Source organism: Komagataeibacter rhaeticus, from assembly GCF_011611525.1.
GTDB classification, from domain to species: domain Bacteria; phylum Pseudomonadota; class Alphaproteobacteria; order Acetobacterales; family Acetobacteraceae; genus Komagataeibacter; species Komagataeibacter rhaeticus.
In genome coordinates, this window is sequence record NZ_CP050139.1 from 1,604,911 (window position 1) to 1,620,339 (window position 15,429).

Consider the following 15,429-nt stretch of genomic DNA (forward strand, 5'->3'; position numbering starts at 1 on the left):
GGCGAACTGGACGGCGGCGGGCAGTTCGGATAGGATGGTACCCGTTCAGTCCCTGAACATCGGCATCGACCTGCACGCAGCCCGCTCTGCGCGGCTTCGCCGCTTTCCGCGCCCCCGTCCCCTTCAATCATCCTGATCTGTTACAGGCCCGGACCCGGTCCTGCCCGCGCGCGTGCCGCGTGGCCTGGACCGCCATGGCGGGGCCGGGAAGGGGGCAGCCAGGGCCGCCCCCATCCGTCCAATACGAAAGGCGTTCCCGCATGTCATCCTTCACGCCGCGCCGTGCGTTCCGCGAACCGGCGCGTCCCCCCGGTGGCCCGGCCGGCCGCCGCCGTGACCATGCGTCCCTGCCACGCCCCGGGGCCGCTACGCGATGAGCGATCCCTGCAAGGTCCTGATGGTCTTCCCGCTTTTCAATGCAGGGTCGTTCTGGAACTACATGGAAGCCTGCGATCTGGCGGGCGCGCGCTACCCGGCGGCCCCGCTGGGGCTGGTGACCGTGGCCGCCCTGCTTCCCGCCCACTGGGAAATCAGGCTGGTCAACCGCAATACCGAACAGCTTGAGGATGCGGATTTCGACTGGGCCGATCTGGTGATGACCGGCGGCATGCTGCCCCAGCGCAACGACGCGCTGCGGCTTGTTGAACGTTGTCGGGCCGCGGGCAAGCCCGTGGTGGTGGGCGGCCCGGACGTGACATCCAGCCCGGACCTGTATGCCAGGGCGGATTTTCAGGTTCTGGGCGAGGCCGAGGAAATCATGGGCGATTTCATCGCCACCTGGCGCGCGGGCATCCGCCATGGCGTGTTCACGGCCGCCATGGGCAAGACCGATGTGACAAAAAGCCCGCTGCCGCGCTTTGACCTGCTGAAGCTGGACCAGTACCTGCATGTGGGGGTGCAGTTCTCGCGCGGGTGTCCGTTCAGTTGCGAATTCTGCGACATTATCGAACTTTATGGCCGGGTGCCCCGCACCAAGACGAATGAACAGGTGCTGGCCGAACTGGATGCCCTGTATGCGCTGGGCTACCGGGGGCATGTCGATTTTGTGGATGACAATCTGATTGGCAACAAGAAGGCGCTGCGCAAGTTCCTGCCCGGCCTGAAGCGCTGGCAGGAGGAAAGAAACTTCCCGTTCGAATTTTCAACCGAAGCCTCGATCAACCTGGCCGATGATGCCGACCTGCTGCGCGATCTGGCGGGCACCAATTTCTTTGCCGTGTTCATCGGCATTGAAAGCCCGGATACCGACACGCTGGTCATGACGCAGAAAAAACAGAACACAAGGCGCAGCCTGCGGCAGAGCATCGAGACGATCCACCGGGCCGGGATTTTCGTCAATGCCGGTTTCATTGTGGGATTTGACAGCGAAAAGGGCAGCATCGCCGCGGGCATGATCGACTGTATCGAGGATACGTCGATCCCCGTCTGTATGGTCGGCCTGCTCTATGCCCTGCCCACGACACAGCTGACGCGCCGCCTGCGGGCGGAAGGGCGGCTTTTTGCCGATGACGGACAGCCGCAGTCGGGCGACCAGTGTACCGCCGGGCTGAACTTCGAGACCGCGCGGCCACGGCGTGACGTACTGGATGATTACCGCAGGGTCCTTGCCGCCATCTATGACCCGGTGGCCTATTTCGGCCGGGTGCGCCGTCTTGGCCGGATGCTGCGCCGCACCCGGGGGCACCGCATGGTGCGCGGTGACCTGCGCAGCTTCATGCGCCTGCTCCTGCGCATCCACCGCGCCGGGCCGGGCACGGCAGGGCCGTTCTGGCGCATGCTGCTTGACTGCGCGCTGCACAACCCCAGGGCGCTGCCTTACGTGGTCATGACCAGTGCGCTGTACCTGCATCTTGGCCCGTTTTCGCGGCAGGTGATTGGTGAAATCGACCGTGAAATCACGGATGTGGACGCGGGCCGCCGGCAGGTGCACCCGCCCGCGGCCGAAGCGGTCCTTGTAACGGCGTAAGGGCAGCGGCACCTGGCCATGCCCCATGGGCGTGGCCAGGCGCCGGCTATTCCCGGCCGGTCCTCTTCCAGAATTCTCCGGCACCCCGTGGCCCTGGGGCGGACGCCCCCGGATTGGCCCGTTTTGCGTCAGCGTCCCGCCTGTGGTTCCTGCGTGCCATCCACCGTTGCGCGGGGGGCCTCCACGGGGGCCAGCGCGCCGGGCAGCGACAGGCAGGCCAGCCCCGCCGCCAGCAGTAGCAGGAACAGGGCCGACCACCAGCCATAAAGAAATGCCCCGGCAATCCCGCCGGTGGTGAAGGACAGGACAATCGCGGCATGCAGGCCCAGCCGTTCGCGGGTGCGTGCGCGCTGCGCGGGGTCGGTGCGGTGGATGATGGCGTCCATCCAGTCCGCCAGTTCCAGGCCGACATCGGTCAGCATGCCGGTCATGTGGGTGGTGCGGACCCGCGCGCCCGAGATGCGGGTTACGGTCGCGTTCTGCAACCCCATGAGAAAACTCAGCCCGTATGCCAGCATGGGGCCGCGTGGCTGTGCGGAAAGCAGCATGTCGGCCAGCCCCAGCAGCCCGAGCAGGCAGGCTTCCAGCAGGATGCTACGCGCATAGATGGAAGGCAGGCGCCGGCGGCGCCCGGCATTGACCACAAGCGCCGAAAGGACCCCACCGGCCACAAAGGCCAGCACCAGCCCGCAGCATGACAGCACGGCCCGCAGGTGGCCTTCATGCAGGCCGGTGGCCAGCGCCGATATGTTGCCGGTCATGTTGGCGGAATAATAGCCGACCGCCAGAAATCCGGCGGCATTCACCGCCCCGGCAATGGCGGCCAGCGAGCAGCCAAGACGCCGGTCGATTACGGCATTGCGGTCCGCGCCTTCGTGAACAAGCACCCGGTTTTCCCGTCCTTCCATGCTGACCTTGCTGCGGGCCTGCGGTTACCGGCAGCAGGATGCATGGTTTACTGTAGCCTGCCTTGGTACCGGATTCGATGCACAATTACGCTCCTGACCCATCATCGTACGAAGGGCCGCGGCACGGTTTTCAGCGGCAATGGCGCGCAGCAAGGCTGAGGGGCCGTTTCCTGCCCCGGACTGGAAGGCCAGATATGCCGGGGCACCGCCAAGGTCAGCCAGAGGCCGTTATTGGCTTTATGGAAGGCATATCCGTCATGAAACATCCGGCCAGCCCCGACGCCCGGGAGAACGGCCTTCCCGTGCCGCGCCGTATCCCGGTCGGTGGAGAGAGGGACCATCTGGCGGCGGCCGGGCCTCAGCCCCTCGCGGAAAAAGGGATCAAGCCGGTCACGCGCCGTGCCATGGCCGGAGCCGGCCGGTCACCTGCGCCCAGCCTGTCCAGCATCAGGCCGATCCGCAGTGGCCCATGGCGCAGGAGCAGCTGCCGCGACACGGCACCTTCCGTTATCATGGGCCGACTTCTTCTGTTGGACTGTCCATGGCTGGATATCGCAGGTCCGTTACCGCTCCGGCCCTGCCGGGGGGATACGGCCCGTACGGATAATGGCTCCGGTCGGGACCGGCCCCGGTAGGGCAGGGCGTGGCGGGACAGCCTGTATGGCCCATACCGGCGCAACCCGGCCCAGGGCGGAACAGACAGCACGAAAGCTGTAAAAGCTGATGTTTTCAAGGGGGTCTGACCGGAGCCGAGTGGTGGGCGCAACAGGGATTGAACTTGTGACCCCTACCATGTCAAAACCGGCTGACCCCAACGAAATCAGAGACTTACAGAGTCAAACACGTTCAAAAACGGCACGCACGATCAAGGAAAAATCGTGCAATGCGTGCGAGCAGCGTACTAGAAACTGACTCTGTTGTCACGGATCTCCGGGCCTGTCAGGCAAGTTTTTTTCATCGCGTTCTGGTTTCGACCGGGAGTGCAAAGCGATGAGCCGCCATGCTTCCGTCAAGGCGGCTTTCCGCAAGCAGGTTCTGACCCTCTATTTTGACCACCAACTGAAGCCTTCCGAAAAATCTGTGCTCATGACGCTTGCCACCTTTTTGGGGGCGGATGGACTCTACCCAAGCCACGATGCAATCGCTCGGGCCTGCCGGTATTCCGTACGGACGGTCATCCGGGCGCTTGAACGGGGCTATGAACTCGGACTGATCGAGCGGACCTACCGCAGGAAGCTGGTTGGTAGTCGATGGGTAAGAACCAGCAATACCTACAGGCTGCTTATCAAGACCACCGATCAGGTTCGCTCAGCCGGAAAGCATATGGCCCGCGCTATTTTCCGTGGTGTGCAGGTTGTAAGTGACAGGATGGCGCAGAAGGCGTCCAGAGATATACATATTGAGGAGAAACGGCTGCTTTCAGGGCGTCGATACCCGGAACCGCACGGTCCAAGCCAGCTTTCACCCGCCGAGTGGATCGAAATCATCAAAGGATGGGAAACCATCTGACCTGCAATTCTGTCTGATCAGCATTGCCAAAGGGGTATTTGCGCTTGTCACCCCTGATGTGGCCCTGTTACGTATTACGACATGTAATATGGAGATGGGCCCATGGAAACGGTTGTCGTTCGCAAACAGGGCAATTCTGTCGGTGTTACCCTTCCGGCGGAAACGCGTATCCGCCTTGGTCTGGAAGTCGGGCAGGAACTCACGCTGGTCGAAATGGCTGACGGAATCAAGCTCGTGAAGCGCAATCTCAGGCTTGAACGCCAGATGCAGATGGCGCGTGAGACGCTGCGTGAGCAGGCTGACGTTCTTCAGGAACTGGCCAAGCGCTGATGCCGGGTGTGCTGCCTGAGTTTCTGGAACCTGACGCGGTGCTGTTCATGCACGATCAGGCCCTGAAGGAATACGGCGGAACCCACGGGCTCAAAAGCGAGGATCTGCTGCACAGCGCGTTAGCCCGCGCAGAAAACCGCTGGCACTATGCTGAAGAGCTTCCGCCGGACACCGCGACTCTGGCTGCGGCCTACGCTTATGGCATTGCTCGCAATCATCCCTTCAATGACGCCAACAAGCGAACAGCATGGAGTTGCTGCGCCCTTTTCCTGAGGTTGAATGGCACTCGTGTGCAGGTCGGCGCTCCGGAAGCTGTCGAAACCATGGTGGCTCTTGCGTCTGGCGCAATGGAGGAAGACGCGTTCGCGGTCTGGCTCCGGCAACATTTTCAAAACCAGTGATTCCACACTTTCGATATCGGACCAGATTTTCTTATGAGCACGACACCCCGCACTGCCTCCCTGTCCTCCATGATCTGGCAGGTCGCCGATCTCCTGCGGGGCGACTTCAAACCAGCCGAATACGGTCGGGTCATCCTGCCCTTTACCGTTCTGCGCCGCCTTGATGCCGTTCTGGCCCCAACCCGTGACAAGGTGCTGAAGGAAAAGGAGAAGTGGGAAAGCAAAGGCATCGACCCCATGCCTTTCATGGAGAAAGTCGCCGGTCTGAAGTTCGTGAACACGTCCGATTTCACACTGAAAGGCGTGCTGGGCGATCCGGATAACCTGACCCAGAACCTTTCAGCCTATATCAACGCCTTCTCACCCACCGCCCGTGACATCTTCGACCACTTCCGCTTCACCGAGCAGACAGACCGTCTGGCAAAGGCAAATCTGCTCTATCTGGTGCTTGAAAAATTCATCAGCTTCGACCTCAGCGACAAAGCTGTCGATAACCACCAGATGGGACAGGTGTTCGAGGAACTGATCCGCAAGTTCTCGGAAGCCTCCAATGAGACAGCCGGTGAGCACTTCACTCCGCGCGAAGTCATCAGGCTGATGGTGAACCTGATCTTTGCCGAAGATGACAGTCTGCTGACCCCCGGCAATGCCGCCGTGCGCACCATCTATGATCCGACGGCCGGCACCGGCGGTATGCTCTCCGTCGCGGAAGAGTTCCTGCTCGATCACAACCCGGACGCCCGTCTGACCATGTTCGGGCAGGAACTGAACCCGGAATCTTATGCTATATGTAAGGCTGACATGCTGATCCGTAATCAGGACGTCAGCAACATCCGCCTTGGCAACACGCTCTCTGATGACGAACTGGCGGATCACAAATTCGACTACATGCTCTCCAACCCGCCTTTTGGCGTGGAATGGAAGAAGGTTGAGAAAGCCGTCCGGGCCGAGCATGAAAAATTGGGATATGACGGGCGCTTCGGCCCCGGCCTGCCGCGCATCTCGGACGGTTCCATGCTGTTCCTGCTCCACTTGGTCCACAAGATGCGTCCGGTGAAGGATGGCGGCGCGCGCTTTGGTATCGTCCTGAACGGCTCGCCCCTGTTTACGGGTGCCGCCGGGTCTGGTGAGTCCGAAATCCGTCGTTTCGTGCTGGAAGAGGATCTGGTCGAAGCCATCATCGCGTTGCCGACTGATATGTTCTTCAACACCGGCATCGCCACCTATGTCTGGGTGCTCACTAATCGCAAGCCAACGAACCGCAAGGGCAAGGTGCAGCTGATCGACGCCTCGTCCTTCTGGCAGAAAATGCGGAAAAGTCTTGGTTCCAAACGCAAGGAAATGGGAGAAGACGACATTACCCTCGTCACGCGCCTGTTCCGCGATGCGCAGGAGGCGCAGCTTGCCACCATAATCGCCGCCGATGGCACGCAGACGCGTGAGGTCGTGATGAAGGGCGCGGAACCACCGGAAGCGTCCGAAGGCGGCAAGGTCAGGCTCGCGCCGTTGAGCCGCATCTTCCGCAATCAGGAGTTTGGCTACCAGACCATCACCGTGGAGCGTCCGCAGCGTGGTGAGGACGGCAAGATCGTCCTCGGTCAGCGTGGTAAGGCAAAGGGCAAGCCCGTGCCTGACAGCAGCCTGCGCGATACGGAAAACGTGCCGCTGGATGAGGACATTCACACCTACTTCAAACGCGAAGTTCTGCCCCATGCCCCGGATGCGTGGATTGACGAGGATAAGACAAAGATCGGCTATGAAATTCCGTTTAACCGGTATTTCTATGTGTTCGAGCCACCGCGTCCGCTTGAGGAGATTGATGCGGATCTGAAAGAGGTGACCGCGAAAATCATGGCCATGCTTGGGGAGCTTTCGGCATGAGCTTTCCGAAATATCCAGCTTATAAAGATAGTGGAGTTGAGTGGATTGGGGAGATTCCGGTTGGGTGGCACTCTGCTTGTTTGAAGCATGTAGCCATTGTTGACGCCGGACAATCTCCCGCTTCGACTGATTGCAATACAGAGGGGTGTGGTCTCCCATTCTTGCAGGGCTGCGCTGATTTTGGCGTTTGTTATCCTGTCCCTAAAAACTATTGTACAATTCCACCCAAATCCTGTTGCAAGGAAGATATTCTTTTATCTGTGAGAGCTCCTGTCGGTCGGCTTAATGTGGCAGATCGTCAATATGGAATAGGTCGTGGCTTATGTAGTATTCGTCCATCTTCAAGTCACGACAAGAAGTATTTTCTATACACTATTTTATTTTTGGAAGAATATTTTCATAGTATATCAACAGGTAGTACTTATGAAGCAATATCCACAGAGCAAATAAAAAATACAATTTTATTTCTCCCACCGCTTCCCGAACAGCAGGCAATAGCTAGCTTTCTGGACCGTGAGTGCGGGAAGATTGATGCCCTGATTGCCGAACAGGAACGGCTGATTGCCCTCCTTGCAGAAAAGCGGCAGGCCGTCATCTCCCACGCCGTCACAAAAGGCCTGAACCCCAACGCGCCCATGAAGGACTCTGGTATCCCGTGGATCGGGATGGTGTCGGAAGAATGGGAGATTGTGCGATTGGGAACAATTTTTGAAGAGGTCAATGAATCTGGGAATGAAAATCTACCGATTCTGAGCGTGTCAATTCATACGGGAGTTTCCGACGAAGAACTTTCTGATGAAAAGTTGGACCGCAAGGTGACGCGCAGTGATGACAGGTCAAAATACATAGCAGTTCGTCCTGGAGATCTGACATATAACATGATGCGAGCTTGGCAAGGTGGCTTTGGCACTGTCCAAGTTATGGGGATGGTTAGTCCCGCGTATGTTGTAGCTAGACCGAAGAATATATCTCGACAAAAAACTGATTTTATCGAACTTCTTTTGAGAACTCCAAATGCAATTTCTGAAATGAAACGATATTCGCGAGGAGTGACAGATTTCCGGCTTAGACTTTACTGGGAAGAATTCAAAAAAATTTGTATTCCTCTGCCAATATTAAAAGAACAAGATGAAATTTTAAATTTTCTCAAAGAAAAAACAGGGCATTTTGACGCTCTCGCCACTACTGCGCGCAATGCCATCACACTTCTTAAAGAACGCCGTGCTGCTCTCATTTCCGCCGCTGTTACGGGCAAAATCGACGTGCGCGCCCAGAGCAAGGCGCTTGCAGCATGATCGATACCAAAGGCCGCTCTCTGGAGCTTTTCTATATCGATGGTCATCCGGACGGCATGATCACTGCCGAACTCTTCAACTGGACGGGGCATGTGTTCGTCACGCCGCGCACGCGCCTGACCGAAGCGCTCAGACGGGAGGAGGCCGGTTACGCCGGGGTCTATCTGCTGCTGGGTGAGAAGGACGGGCAGGACTTCGCCTATATCGGGGAGGCCGAAGATCTCGGTGTCAGGCTGAAACAGCACGCAGCGGCGAGCGACAAGGACTGGTGGGAGACGGCTGTTCTGGTCTCCGCCAGCGCGAACCGGCTCAACAAGGCGCATGTGAAGTATCTGGAAGCGCGGCTGATCGTCATGGCGCGGGAGATCGGGCATACGCCACTGCACAACGGCAATTCTCCAAAGCTGCCTGGACTGACGGAAGCGGATATTGCCAAGATGGAGGCGTTTCTTGCCAGCCTGATGGTGGTTCTGCCGGCCATCCGGGTGGATATGTTCATCCAGCGCAGCCGTCCGGCGGGATCATCGCGACCCGTTCCGGTCTTTGAGGCGTCGGAAGAGGCTGGGGCGTCAGGAGATGGTGAGAACGCACAGGCGGTGCGATTTATCCTGAATAAACCCACGCTTGATCTGACAGCGACAGCGATTTTTCAGAATGGCGAGTTTATTGTGGAAGCCGGTTCGCACGCTCGTACTGAATGGATGAATGAGAAGAGCGTTCAGGCCGGGTCATATAAGCCGTTGCAGGATGAGCTTGTGCGTTCTGGTGTTCTGCGTCCGGACGGAAAGCACATGGTATTCACCAGAGACTACGCGTTCAGAAGTCCGACTGCGGCGGCGGCGATTGTGTTCGGACATTCCGTGAGCGGGCCTGCTGCGTGGAAGCTGGCGAACAATACGGACATCTCGTTCCGCGACTGGCAGACGCATCAGCTTGATGCCGTAATAGAAAAAGGCACCGCTGAATGACCGATCTTCACAAGGAGCACCATCTGGAATCCGAAATCTGCGATTACCTTGGATGCTCCGGCTGGCTCTATGAAGATGGTTCTGCCGCGCGGTATGACGTGGCGCAGGCCCTGTTTCCCGAAGATCTGCTGGCGTGGGTGTGCGAATGCGAGCCCGAGGCGTGGGAGACGCTGGAGAAAACGCATGGAGCCTCGGCTGGTGCTGTTTTATGCCAGCGGGTACGGGACGCGCTGAACACGCGGGGCACGCTTGTTGTCCTACGTGACGGGCTGGACATTATCGGACTGACAAAGACGCTGAAGATCTGTCAGTTCCGCCCGGCCCTGACGATGAATCCGCATTTGCAGCATCGTTATGACGCCAATCGCCTGCGCGTTGTGCGGCAGGTGCGTTATTCGGCCAGTAACGGCAATGAGCTGGATCTGGTGCTGTTTCTCAATGGCGTTCCGGTTGCGACCGCCGAGCTGAAATCGAACTACACTCAGTCAGTTCAGGATGCGGTGGAGCAGTATTGCACGGACCGACTGCCAAAACCGCCCGGCAAGCCTGCGGAGCCGCTGCTTTCGGTGCCTGGCGGTGCGGTCGTGCATTTTGCTGTCAGCAACAGTGACGTGATGATGTGCGCCCATCTGGATGGCGCACACAGTCGTTTTCTGCCGTTCAATCAGGGGAACGATGGCGGTGCGGGCAATCCCGGCACCACGGCGTATCTGTGGCGGGAGGTATGGCAGCCAGATTCATGGCTGGATATTCTTGGCCGCTACATCATTCCGGTGAAGAAAAAGGGGAAGATTTCGGGCTGGATCTTTCCGCGCTATCATCAGCTTGCCGCCACACGGCTGCTGGTCTCCACCATTCTGGAGGAGGGGCCGGGGCAGCGTTACCTGATCCAGCACTCTGCCGGGTCGGGCAAGACAAACTCCATCGCGTGGACGGCGCATTTTCTGTCCGATCTGCATGACGCGCACAATCACAAGCTGTTCGATACTGTCATTGTGGTGTCAGACCGTACGGTTCTGGACCGGCAGCTTTCGGAAACCATCGAGAGTTTTGAGCGCACGCGCGGCGTTGTGGCGTCGATCTCCGGCAATGGGGGAAGCAAGAGTCAGGAGCTTGCGGCGGCCCTACATGCCGGCAAGAAAATCATCATCTGCACGATTCAGACCTTTCCGTTCGCTCTGGAGGAAATCCGTCAGCTTGCGGCGACGGAGGGCAAGCATTTCGCCGTGATTGCTGATGAGGCTCATTCCTCGCAGACCGGGACATCGGCCAGCAAGCTCAAAGCCGCTCTGTCATCTGGTGAACTGGCGGAGCTTGCGGATGGAGGGGAGATCAGCACGGAAGACCTGCTGGCGGCGGAAATGGCGCAAAGGACTGCGGCAGACGCGGGCATTTCCTTTATTGCTTTCACGGCTACGCCAAAGGCCAAAACGCTGGAACTGTTCGGGCGTCTGCCGCATCCGGATCAGCCCAAGGACGAGGACAATAAGCCTGAGGCGTTCCATGTCTATTCCATGCGGCAGGCTATCGAGGAAGGCTTCATCCTTGATGTGTTGCAGAATTATGTGTCCTGGAAACAGGCGTTTCGCCTGAGCCAGAACGGGCAGATTCTGGATGACACGGAAGTCGAGGCTTCGGAGGCAAAGAAAGCGCTGATGAAGTGGGTGCGACTGCACCCCACCAACATCGCTGCACGGGTGCAGATCGTGGTGGAGCATTTCCGCCAGAATGTGCAGCCTCTCCTTGGCGGCAAGGCTCGCGCCATGGTCGTGACGGCCAGCCGTAAGGAGGCCGTACGCTGGAAACTGGCTATGGATCGCTACGTGAAGGAAAAGCATTATCCATTCGGGCTTCTCGCAGCATTCTCGGGCGAAGTGGATGATCCGGAAAGTGGCCCGGAGCCCTTTACGGAAAGCAATATCAACCCCGCGCTGAAGGGGCGTGACCTGAGGGAGGTTTTTGCTGAAGATCCATGGCGAATTCTGATTGTGGCGAACAAGTTTCAGACGGGTTTCGATCAGCCATTGCTGTGCGGCATGTATGTGGACCGGAAACTTGGCGGGATTCAGGCCGTCCAGACGCTTTCGCGCCTGAACCGCTGCTATCCGGGCAAGGACATGACTGTTGATTTTCACTGAGAACTGATGGGGTGGATGCCCGCTCCCGACGGCATCGCGCTGGGGAATTTTCAACCAGCACATTTGGGGAGATTACAACCAGCACTCACACCTGGCATCGGATAGCCCGACAGATGCCGGATACGATCGGGCGGCCCGTGATACCAACCAGTCCATGCGGGAGGCCGCATCTCTGGCGTCAGTGAACGAGTATCGTCAGGCATCGGCCCAGGCGATGCAGCGACAGGACGAGGCTCTGGCCGACCTGGGGGATGATGATGTGGGGGCATCCACGCAGCTCATTGCGGTCGAGCAGTCCACTGCGTTGCATCAGAACGACGCCAGCTTGCAGTTACAGCAGACCACGGCGGACATGGCTTTTCAGCAGCACATCCGGCAACTGGAAGTCGAGAACGACATTGCCGAAAAGAATCTTAAGCATCTGCAAAAGGTGCAGGCTTTTACAGCGTCGAGTGACTGATATGAGACAGGCTCTATTGTTGGCCGCAGTGGTGGCCGGGTTGGGTATGGGCGAGATTCGCGCGGCTCACGCGCAGGTCATAGATCCCGAGTGGCAGGCAACACAGGCGGCCATGAAAGCCGATGAGCAGCGGCAATGCCGGCACATGACACTGACACGCAAGTTCCAGTGCCAGGAGCAGCTACAGGAGCCCTACAAGGCAAAGGGGCTTGTGCCAGGCACGATGCCCTATGTGCGTCGGCGGTTTGGTGGGGAGAGCGTCCAGGGGCTCGACCAGGAGATACGATCCATCAACCGGACTTACGGCCAGGTGCGCCGTTTGAATGGTTACGAGCATCCATTGCCGGGTGAACTCACCGCAGACATGCAGCAAGGCAACGTCAGCTATCTGAGCAAGCTGATAGAGGAAAAGGGCGGTATGCCGCCGCTTCTGCCTTTCGGGAACCGATAGGGGCCGGAGAGAAGGCGAAGAATGCACCACGCCCCCAATGCTCAGACGATCTACTGTATCCCAACCCTTACCGGAGTGACGCAGTAAGCGCGGAGCAGCAATAAAAATCTTACTCCTCTGTCTCTCGTGGAATTTGGCCTTTAAATACAAGGAAAGAAGGAAAGAAGGAAAGAAGGAAAGAAGGAAAGAAGGAAAGAAGGAAAGAATACTTCACGTGAAGAAGTAAAGAATAAATATACGTCAAATATATTTTTGACACGACTTAAAACGCTTGATAACGTTTGCTCTTGATACTCGTAAACTTTGATTGATCCAGGTGATCGGAGCGAACCGATGGGCGTGCTTCAGAAAAAACCTAACTTGCCAATTCCAAATGGTACGGGCGCATGTCGTTCACTTCTTATCCGCCACGTTGACGATCTGCGCCGTTTTCGTGACGAGGAGTGGTCATACGAATCGATTCATCGGGCATTTTTGGAGTGCTACGGTGAAGTATTCGCGATGTATTTGCAGGTTTTTCGAGAAAGAGCGAGGCGCGTTCTCAAAAAAAGAACGGAAAAAGAAGTATTCCTTCCGAGGCAGGCACAATGCGCGAGGTTGCGTGAATGATGGCGAATTATCTATTATACACAGAGCCGGAAGCCGCTTCTCGCCTTGGCATTTCTTCAATTACACTGCGGCGAGAAAGGCAGGAGGGCCGGATCGGTTATCTGAAAATCCGTTCGCGAGTGCGCTACGCCGAAGTTCATTTGATAGATTACCTCGCAAGGAATGAAAGATGTCCGAGACTGACGCCGTGTTCCGAATTGGACAATACTTCCTTGGAAAACGTCCAAACTCGGATTCATGGTGCGCGTGCTGGTATGATCCCAAAACCAGACAAACAAAGCGAGCATCTCTTGGCACAAATGTTCTTCAAGAAGCGAAAATAAAGCTCGCAGAATATGTAACAGAATACGCCAAGAGAAGAAACGAACCAACGTCAGAGACGGGTTTGGCTTCTGTTTTTATGCGATATTTCAAGCATCATAGCGAGAAAACACGGAGTGCTGGTCCAAACAGAAGGGCGCTGGAGTTGATGCTGGATAGCATGGAGCCAGGTGCTTCCGTTGCTGGGTACACCGTGGCCGAACAAAAACGCATCGCCTCGTGCTTGCGTGGCAAGGGTTATTCTGCCGGTTATACCCGCCGCGTCATGGGTATCGCCGCTGCCGCCGTGAACTGGGCCTGGAAGAATGGCGAGATCGATCGTCAGGTCCCGATTGTGCTTCCACCTGAAGGCGAGGGGCGCGAGCGCATTATGACGATTCAGGAGATGGCTCGGCTTTGGGAGACAGATATGCCGCCCCATCTTCGCATGTTTCTTGCACTTCTGATTGGAACGGCGTCACGCCCTGAGGCGCTTCTGCAACTCACTCGTGAGCAATGCGATCTGGGGCACGGGGTGATTGACCTTAACCCGCCAGGCCGTGCTCGAACGAAGAAGCGGAGACCACGTATCCCGGTGCCGGAGTTTTTGAGGTCATGGATTGAGAGCGTGGCCTCGGGTCATCTCGTGACCTACAAAGACAAGCCGATTCTCAAGATCAACGGAGCTTGGCGCGCCGCGCGCGAATCAGCAGGACTGCCGTCAGAAATCGTGCCCTACACAATTCGCCATACTATGGCGACCGAACTGATTACGCGTGGCGTACCAGAGATAGAAGTTGCCTCGCTCATGGGGCATGTCATGCCAAATCTCCGTACCACAGGCCGCTATGTGCACGTGCGTCCGGACTTCCTCGCAAACGCCAAGCAGGCTATTGACGAGGTCGCAAGCGCCATCGACCGGGTAGCAGCCCGATCGATGGTAAATTTCAACATGCGTGCTAACAGCGTGCTAGACTCAATTGCAAAGGATGGCACTCCGATGCGTAAGTCTCAGAAAACCGTTGGTTTTCTGCCGGAACGGATGGTGGGCGCAACAGGGATTGAACCTGTGACCCCTACCATGTCAAGGTAGTGCTCTACCGCTGAGCTATGCGCCCGATCGGCTCCGGTGAACAGGCTTTTACTCATCCCTCTGGCGGGGCGCAACCCCCATTTTTCAAAAAATCACATTGACCCGAAAGCCGCCTGCTGTCCCTATGACAGCCATGTGCCGTGCTGCTTCTTTTCCGTGCTTCCGCCGGGCCGTGCAGGGAGATGACCCCGACCATGCAGGGGGCGTGCCCTACCGTGCGCGCCTGCTGGAACAGGCCGCGCCACATGGCTGATTCCGCCATCCCGCCCTACTCCATTATCGAAGCCACGGGGAAGCAGGCGCCGCTTGTTGTCGCCTCCGCCCATTCGGGGCGGAACTATACCGATGCGTTCCTGCGCATGTCCCGCCTTGGTGCGCATGCCCTGCGCCGGAGCGAGGACTGTTATGTGGAGCAGCTGTTCGAAGGCGCGCCGGGGCAGGGGGCCACGTTGCTGCACGCCACCTTTCCCCGTGCCTATTGCGATGCCAACCGGGAACCGTGGGAACTGGACCCCACCATGTTCCGCGACCCGCTGCCGCACTGGTGCAACACCACCAGCCGCAAGGTGCAGGCGGGATTTGGCACGATCGCGCGCATCGTCTCGCGCGATGGGCCGATCTATCCCCGCCCGCTGCCCTTCAGCGAGGCCGAGGCCCGCATCCGCACCTGCTGGCAGCCCTATCATGATGCGCTGGCGCGGCTTGTGCGCGACAGGGTGGAGCATCACGGCTGCTGCATCGTGCTGGATGCCCATTCCATGCCCGTGGTGGCCGGGCGGCGGGACCAGCCGGATTTCGTGCTGGGCACCGCATGGGGCACCGCCTGCACGCCGCAACTGGCCACGGTCATGGAACAGGTCCTGACCCGCCATGGCTACAGCGTGGCGCGCAACGTGCCCTTTGCCGGGGGATATGTCACCCGCCATTACGGCCGGCCACGGCGCGGCGTGCAGGCGGTGCAGCTGGAAATCAGCCGCGCGCTGTACATGGACCAGACCACCCTGCAGCCCCATGCGGGCTTTGCCCGCGTGCAGGCGGTGATGATGGATGTGGTGGCGGACATCATCCGCTATGGCGGGATGCTGGCCCCGGGGCAGGCGGCGGAATGAAACGGGGCGGA

The 15,429-nt window shown here is 58.4% G+C and carries 16 protein-coding genes and 1 tRNA gene; 14 read left to right on the forward strand and 3 right to left on the reverse strand.

The window, feature by feature from the left end; genetic code table 11:
• Positions 1-373: 373 nt before the first annotated feature.
• Positions 374-1,966: a B12-binding domain-containing radical SAM protein gene (locus GWK63_RS07190; protein WP_039998781.1), complete on the forward strand. Its 1,593-nt coding sequence runs from the start codon at positions 374-376 to the stop codon at positions 1,964-1,966.
• Between the two features lie 128 nt (positions 1,967-2,094).
• Here GWK63_RS07190 and GWK63_RS07195 read toward each other — a convergent pair whose 3' ends face one another.
• The gene (locus GWK63_RS07195; RefSeq protein WP_034932297.1) at positions 2,095-2,853 is read right to left on the reverse strand and encodes a YoaK family protein; all 759 of its coding nucleotides are present in this window, start codon (positions 2,851-2,853) and stop codon (positions 2,095-2,097) included.
• Between the two features lie 122 nt (positions 2,854-2,975).
• Entirely contained in the window at positions 2,976-3,236 is a 261-nt protein-coding gene (locus GWK63_RS17465; RefSeq protein WP_338034130.1) for an RNA 2'-phosphotransferase family protein, read from the reverse strand.
• A gap of 628 nt (positions 3,237-3,864) precedes the next feature.
• Here GWK63_RS17465 and GWK63_RS07200 point away from each other — a divergent pair.
• The 12 genes from GWK63_RS07200 (at position 3,865) to GWK63_RS17535 (ending at position 14,309) form a co-directional block, all read left to right on the forward strand.
• A complete protein-coding gene (locus tag GWK63_RS07200) occupies positions 3,865-4,383 on the forward strand; it encodes a helix-turn-helix domain-containing protein (RefSeq protein ID WP_007398378.1) in 519 nt (172 codons plus the stop codon).
• A 102-nt stretch (positions 4,384-4,485) separates the two neighbouring features.
• Entirely contained in the window at positions 4,486-4,713 is a 228-nt protein-coding gene (locus tag GWK63_RS07205; protein WP_003630907.1) for an AbrB/MazE/SpoVT family DNA-binding domain-containing protein, read from the forward strand.
• Positions 4,713-5,114 carry a type II toxin-antitoxin system death-on-curing family toxin gene (locus GWK63_RS07210; RefSeq protein ID WP_007398379.1) on the forward strand — a complete coding sequence of 134 codons (402 nt, stop codon included), beginning with the start codon at positions 4,713-4,715 and terminating at the stop codon, positions 5,112-5,114. The genes GWK63_RS07205 and GWK63_RS07210 overlap by 1 nt, the downstream gene beginning before the upstream one ends.
• Before the next feature lie 33 nt (positions 5,115-5,147).
• Positions 5,148-6,995 (forward strand): type I restriction-modification system subunit M, encoded by a 1,848-nt coding sequence (locus tag GWK63_RS07215; RefSeq protein WP_223846672.1) that lies wholly within the window; start codon positions 5,148-5,150, stop codon positions 6,993-6,995.
• Positions 6,992-8,290 carry a restriction endonuclease subunit S gene (locus GWK63_RS07220; RefSeq protein ID WP_007398382.1) on the forward strand — a complete coding sequence of 433 codons (1,299 nt, stop codon included), beginning with the start codon at positions 6,992-6,994 and terminating at the stop codon, positions 8,288-8,290. Before GWK63_RS07215 ends, GWK63_RS07220 begins: the two co-directional genes overlap by 4 nt.
• Positions 8,287-9,258: a GIY-YIG nuclease family protein gene (locus tag GWK63_RS07225; RefSeq protein WP_007398383.1), complete on the forward strand. Its 972-nt coding sequence runs from the start codon at positions 8,287-8,289 to the stop codon at positions 9,256-9,258. The genes GWK63_RS07220 and GWK63_RS07225 overlap by 4 nt, the downstream gene beginning before the upstream one ends.
• Entirely contained in the window at positions 9,255-11,396 is a 2,142-nt protein-coding gene (locus tag GWK63_RS07230) for a type I restriction endonuclease subunit R (protein ID WP_223846673.1), read from the forward strand. The genes GWK63_RS07225 and GWK63_RS07230 overlap by 4 nt, the downstream gene beginning before the upstream one ends.
• Before the next feature lie 154 nt (positions 11,397-11,550).
• The gene (locus tag GWK63_RS07235) at positions 11,551-11,856 is read left to right on the forward strand and encodes a hypothetical protein (RefSeq protein WP_166498139.1); all 306 of its coding nucleotides are present in this window, start codon (positions 11,551-11,553) and stop codon (positions 11,854-11,856) included.
• Between the two features lie 28 nt (positions 11,857-11,884).
• Positions 11,885-12,307 carry a hypothetical protein gene (locus GWK63_RS07240; protein ID WP_223846700.1) on the forward strand — a complete coding sequence of 141 codons (423 nt, stop codon included), beginning with the start codon at positions 11,885-11,887 and terminating at the stop codon, positions 12,305-12,307.
• Positions 12,308-12,640: 333 nt separating this feature from the next.
• Positions 12,641-12,916 (forward strand): hypothetical protein, encoded by a 276-nt coding sequence (locus GWK63_RS07245; protein ID WP_157998289.1) that lies wholly within the window; start codon positions 12,641-12,643, stop codon positions 12,914-12,916.
• The gene (locus GWK63_RS17530; RefSeq protein WP_223846701.1) at positions 12,916-13,239 is read left to right on the forward strand and encodes a helix-turn-helix domain-containing protein; all 324 of its coding nucleotides are present in this window, start codon (positions 12,916-12,918) and stop codon (positions 13,237-13,239) included. Before GWK63_RS07245 ends, GWK63_RS17530 begins: the two co-directional genes overlap by 1 nt.
• A gap of 425 nt (positions 13,240-13,664) precedes the next feature.
• Positions 13,665-14,309 (forward strand): tyrosine-type recombinase/integrase, encoded by a 645-nt coding sequence (locus GWK63_RS17535; RefSeq protein WP_408885915.1) that lies wholly within the window; start codon positions 13,665-13,667, stop codon positions 14,307-14,309.
• On the opposite strand, the gene GWK63_RS07255 is transcribed toward GWK63_RS17535, so the two are convergent.
• A tRNA-Val gene (locus GWK63_RS07255) sits at positions 14,260-14,334 on the reverse strand. The genes GWK63_RS17535 and GWK63_RS07255 overlap by 50 nt on opposite strands.
• A gap of 220 nt (positions 14,335-14,554) precedes the next feature.
• On the opposite strand from GWK63_RS07255, the gene GWK63_RS07260 reads away from it, so the two are divergent.
• A complete protein-coding gene (locus GWK63_RS07260; RefSeq protein WP_007398393.1) occupies positions 14,555-15,418 on the forward strand; it encodes an N-formylglutamate amidohydrolase in 864 nt (287 codons plus the stop codon).
• Positions 15,419-15,429 lie beyond the last annotated feature (11 nt).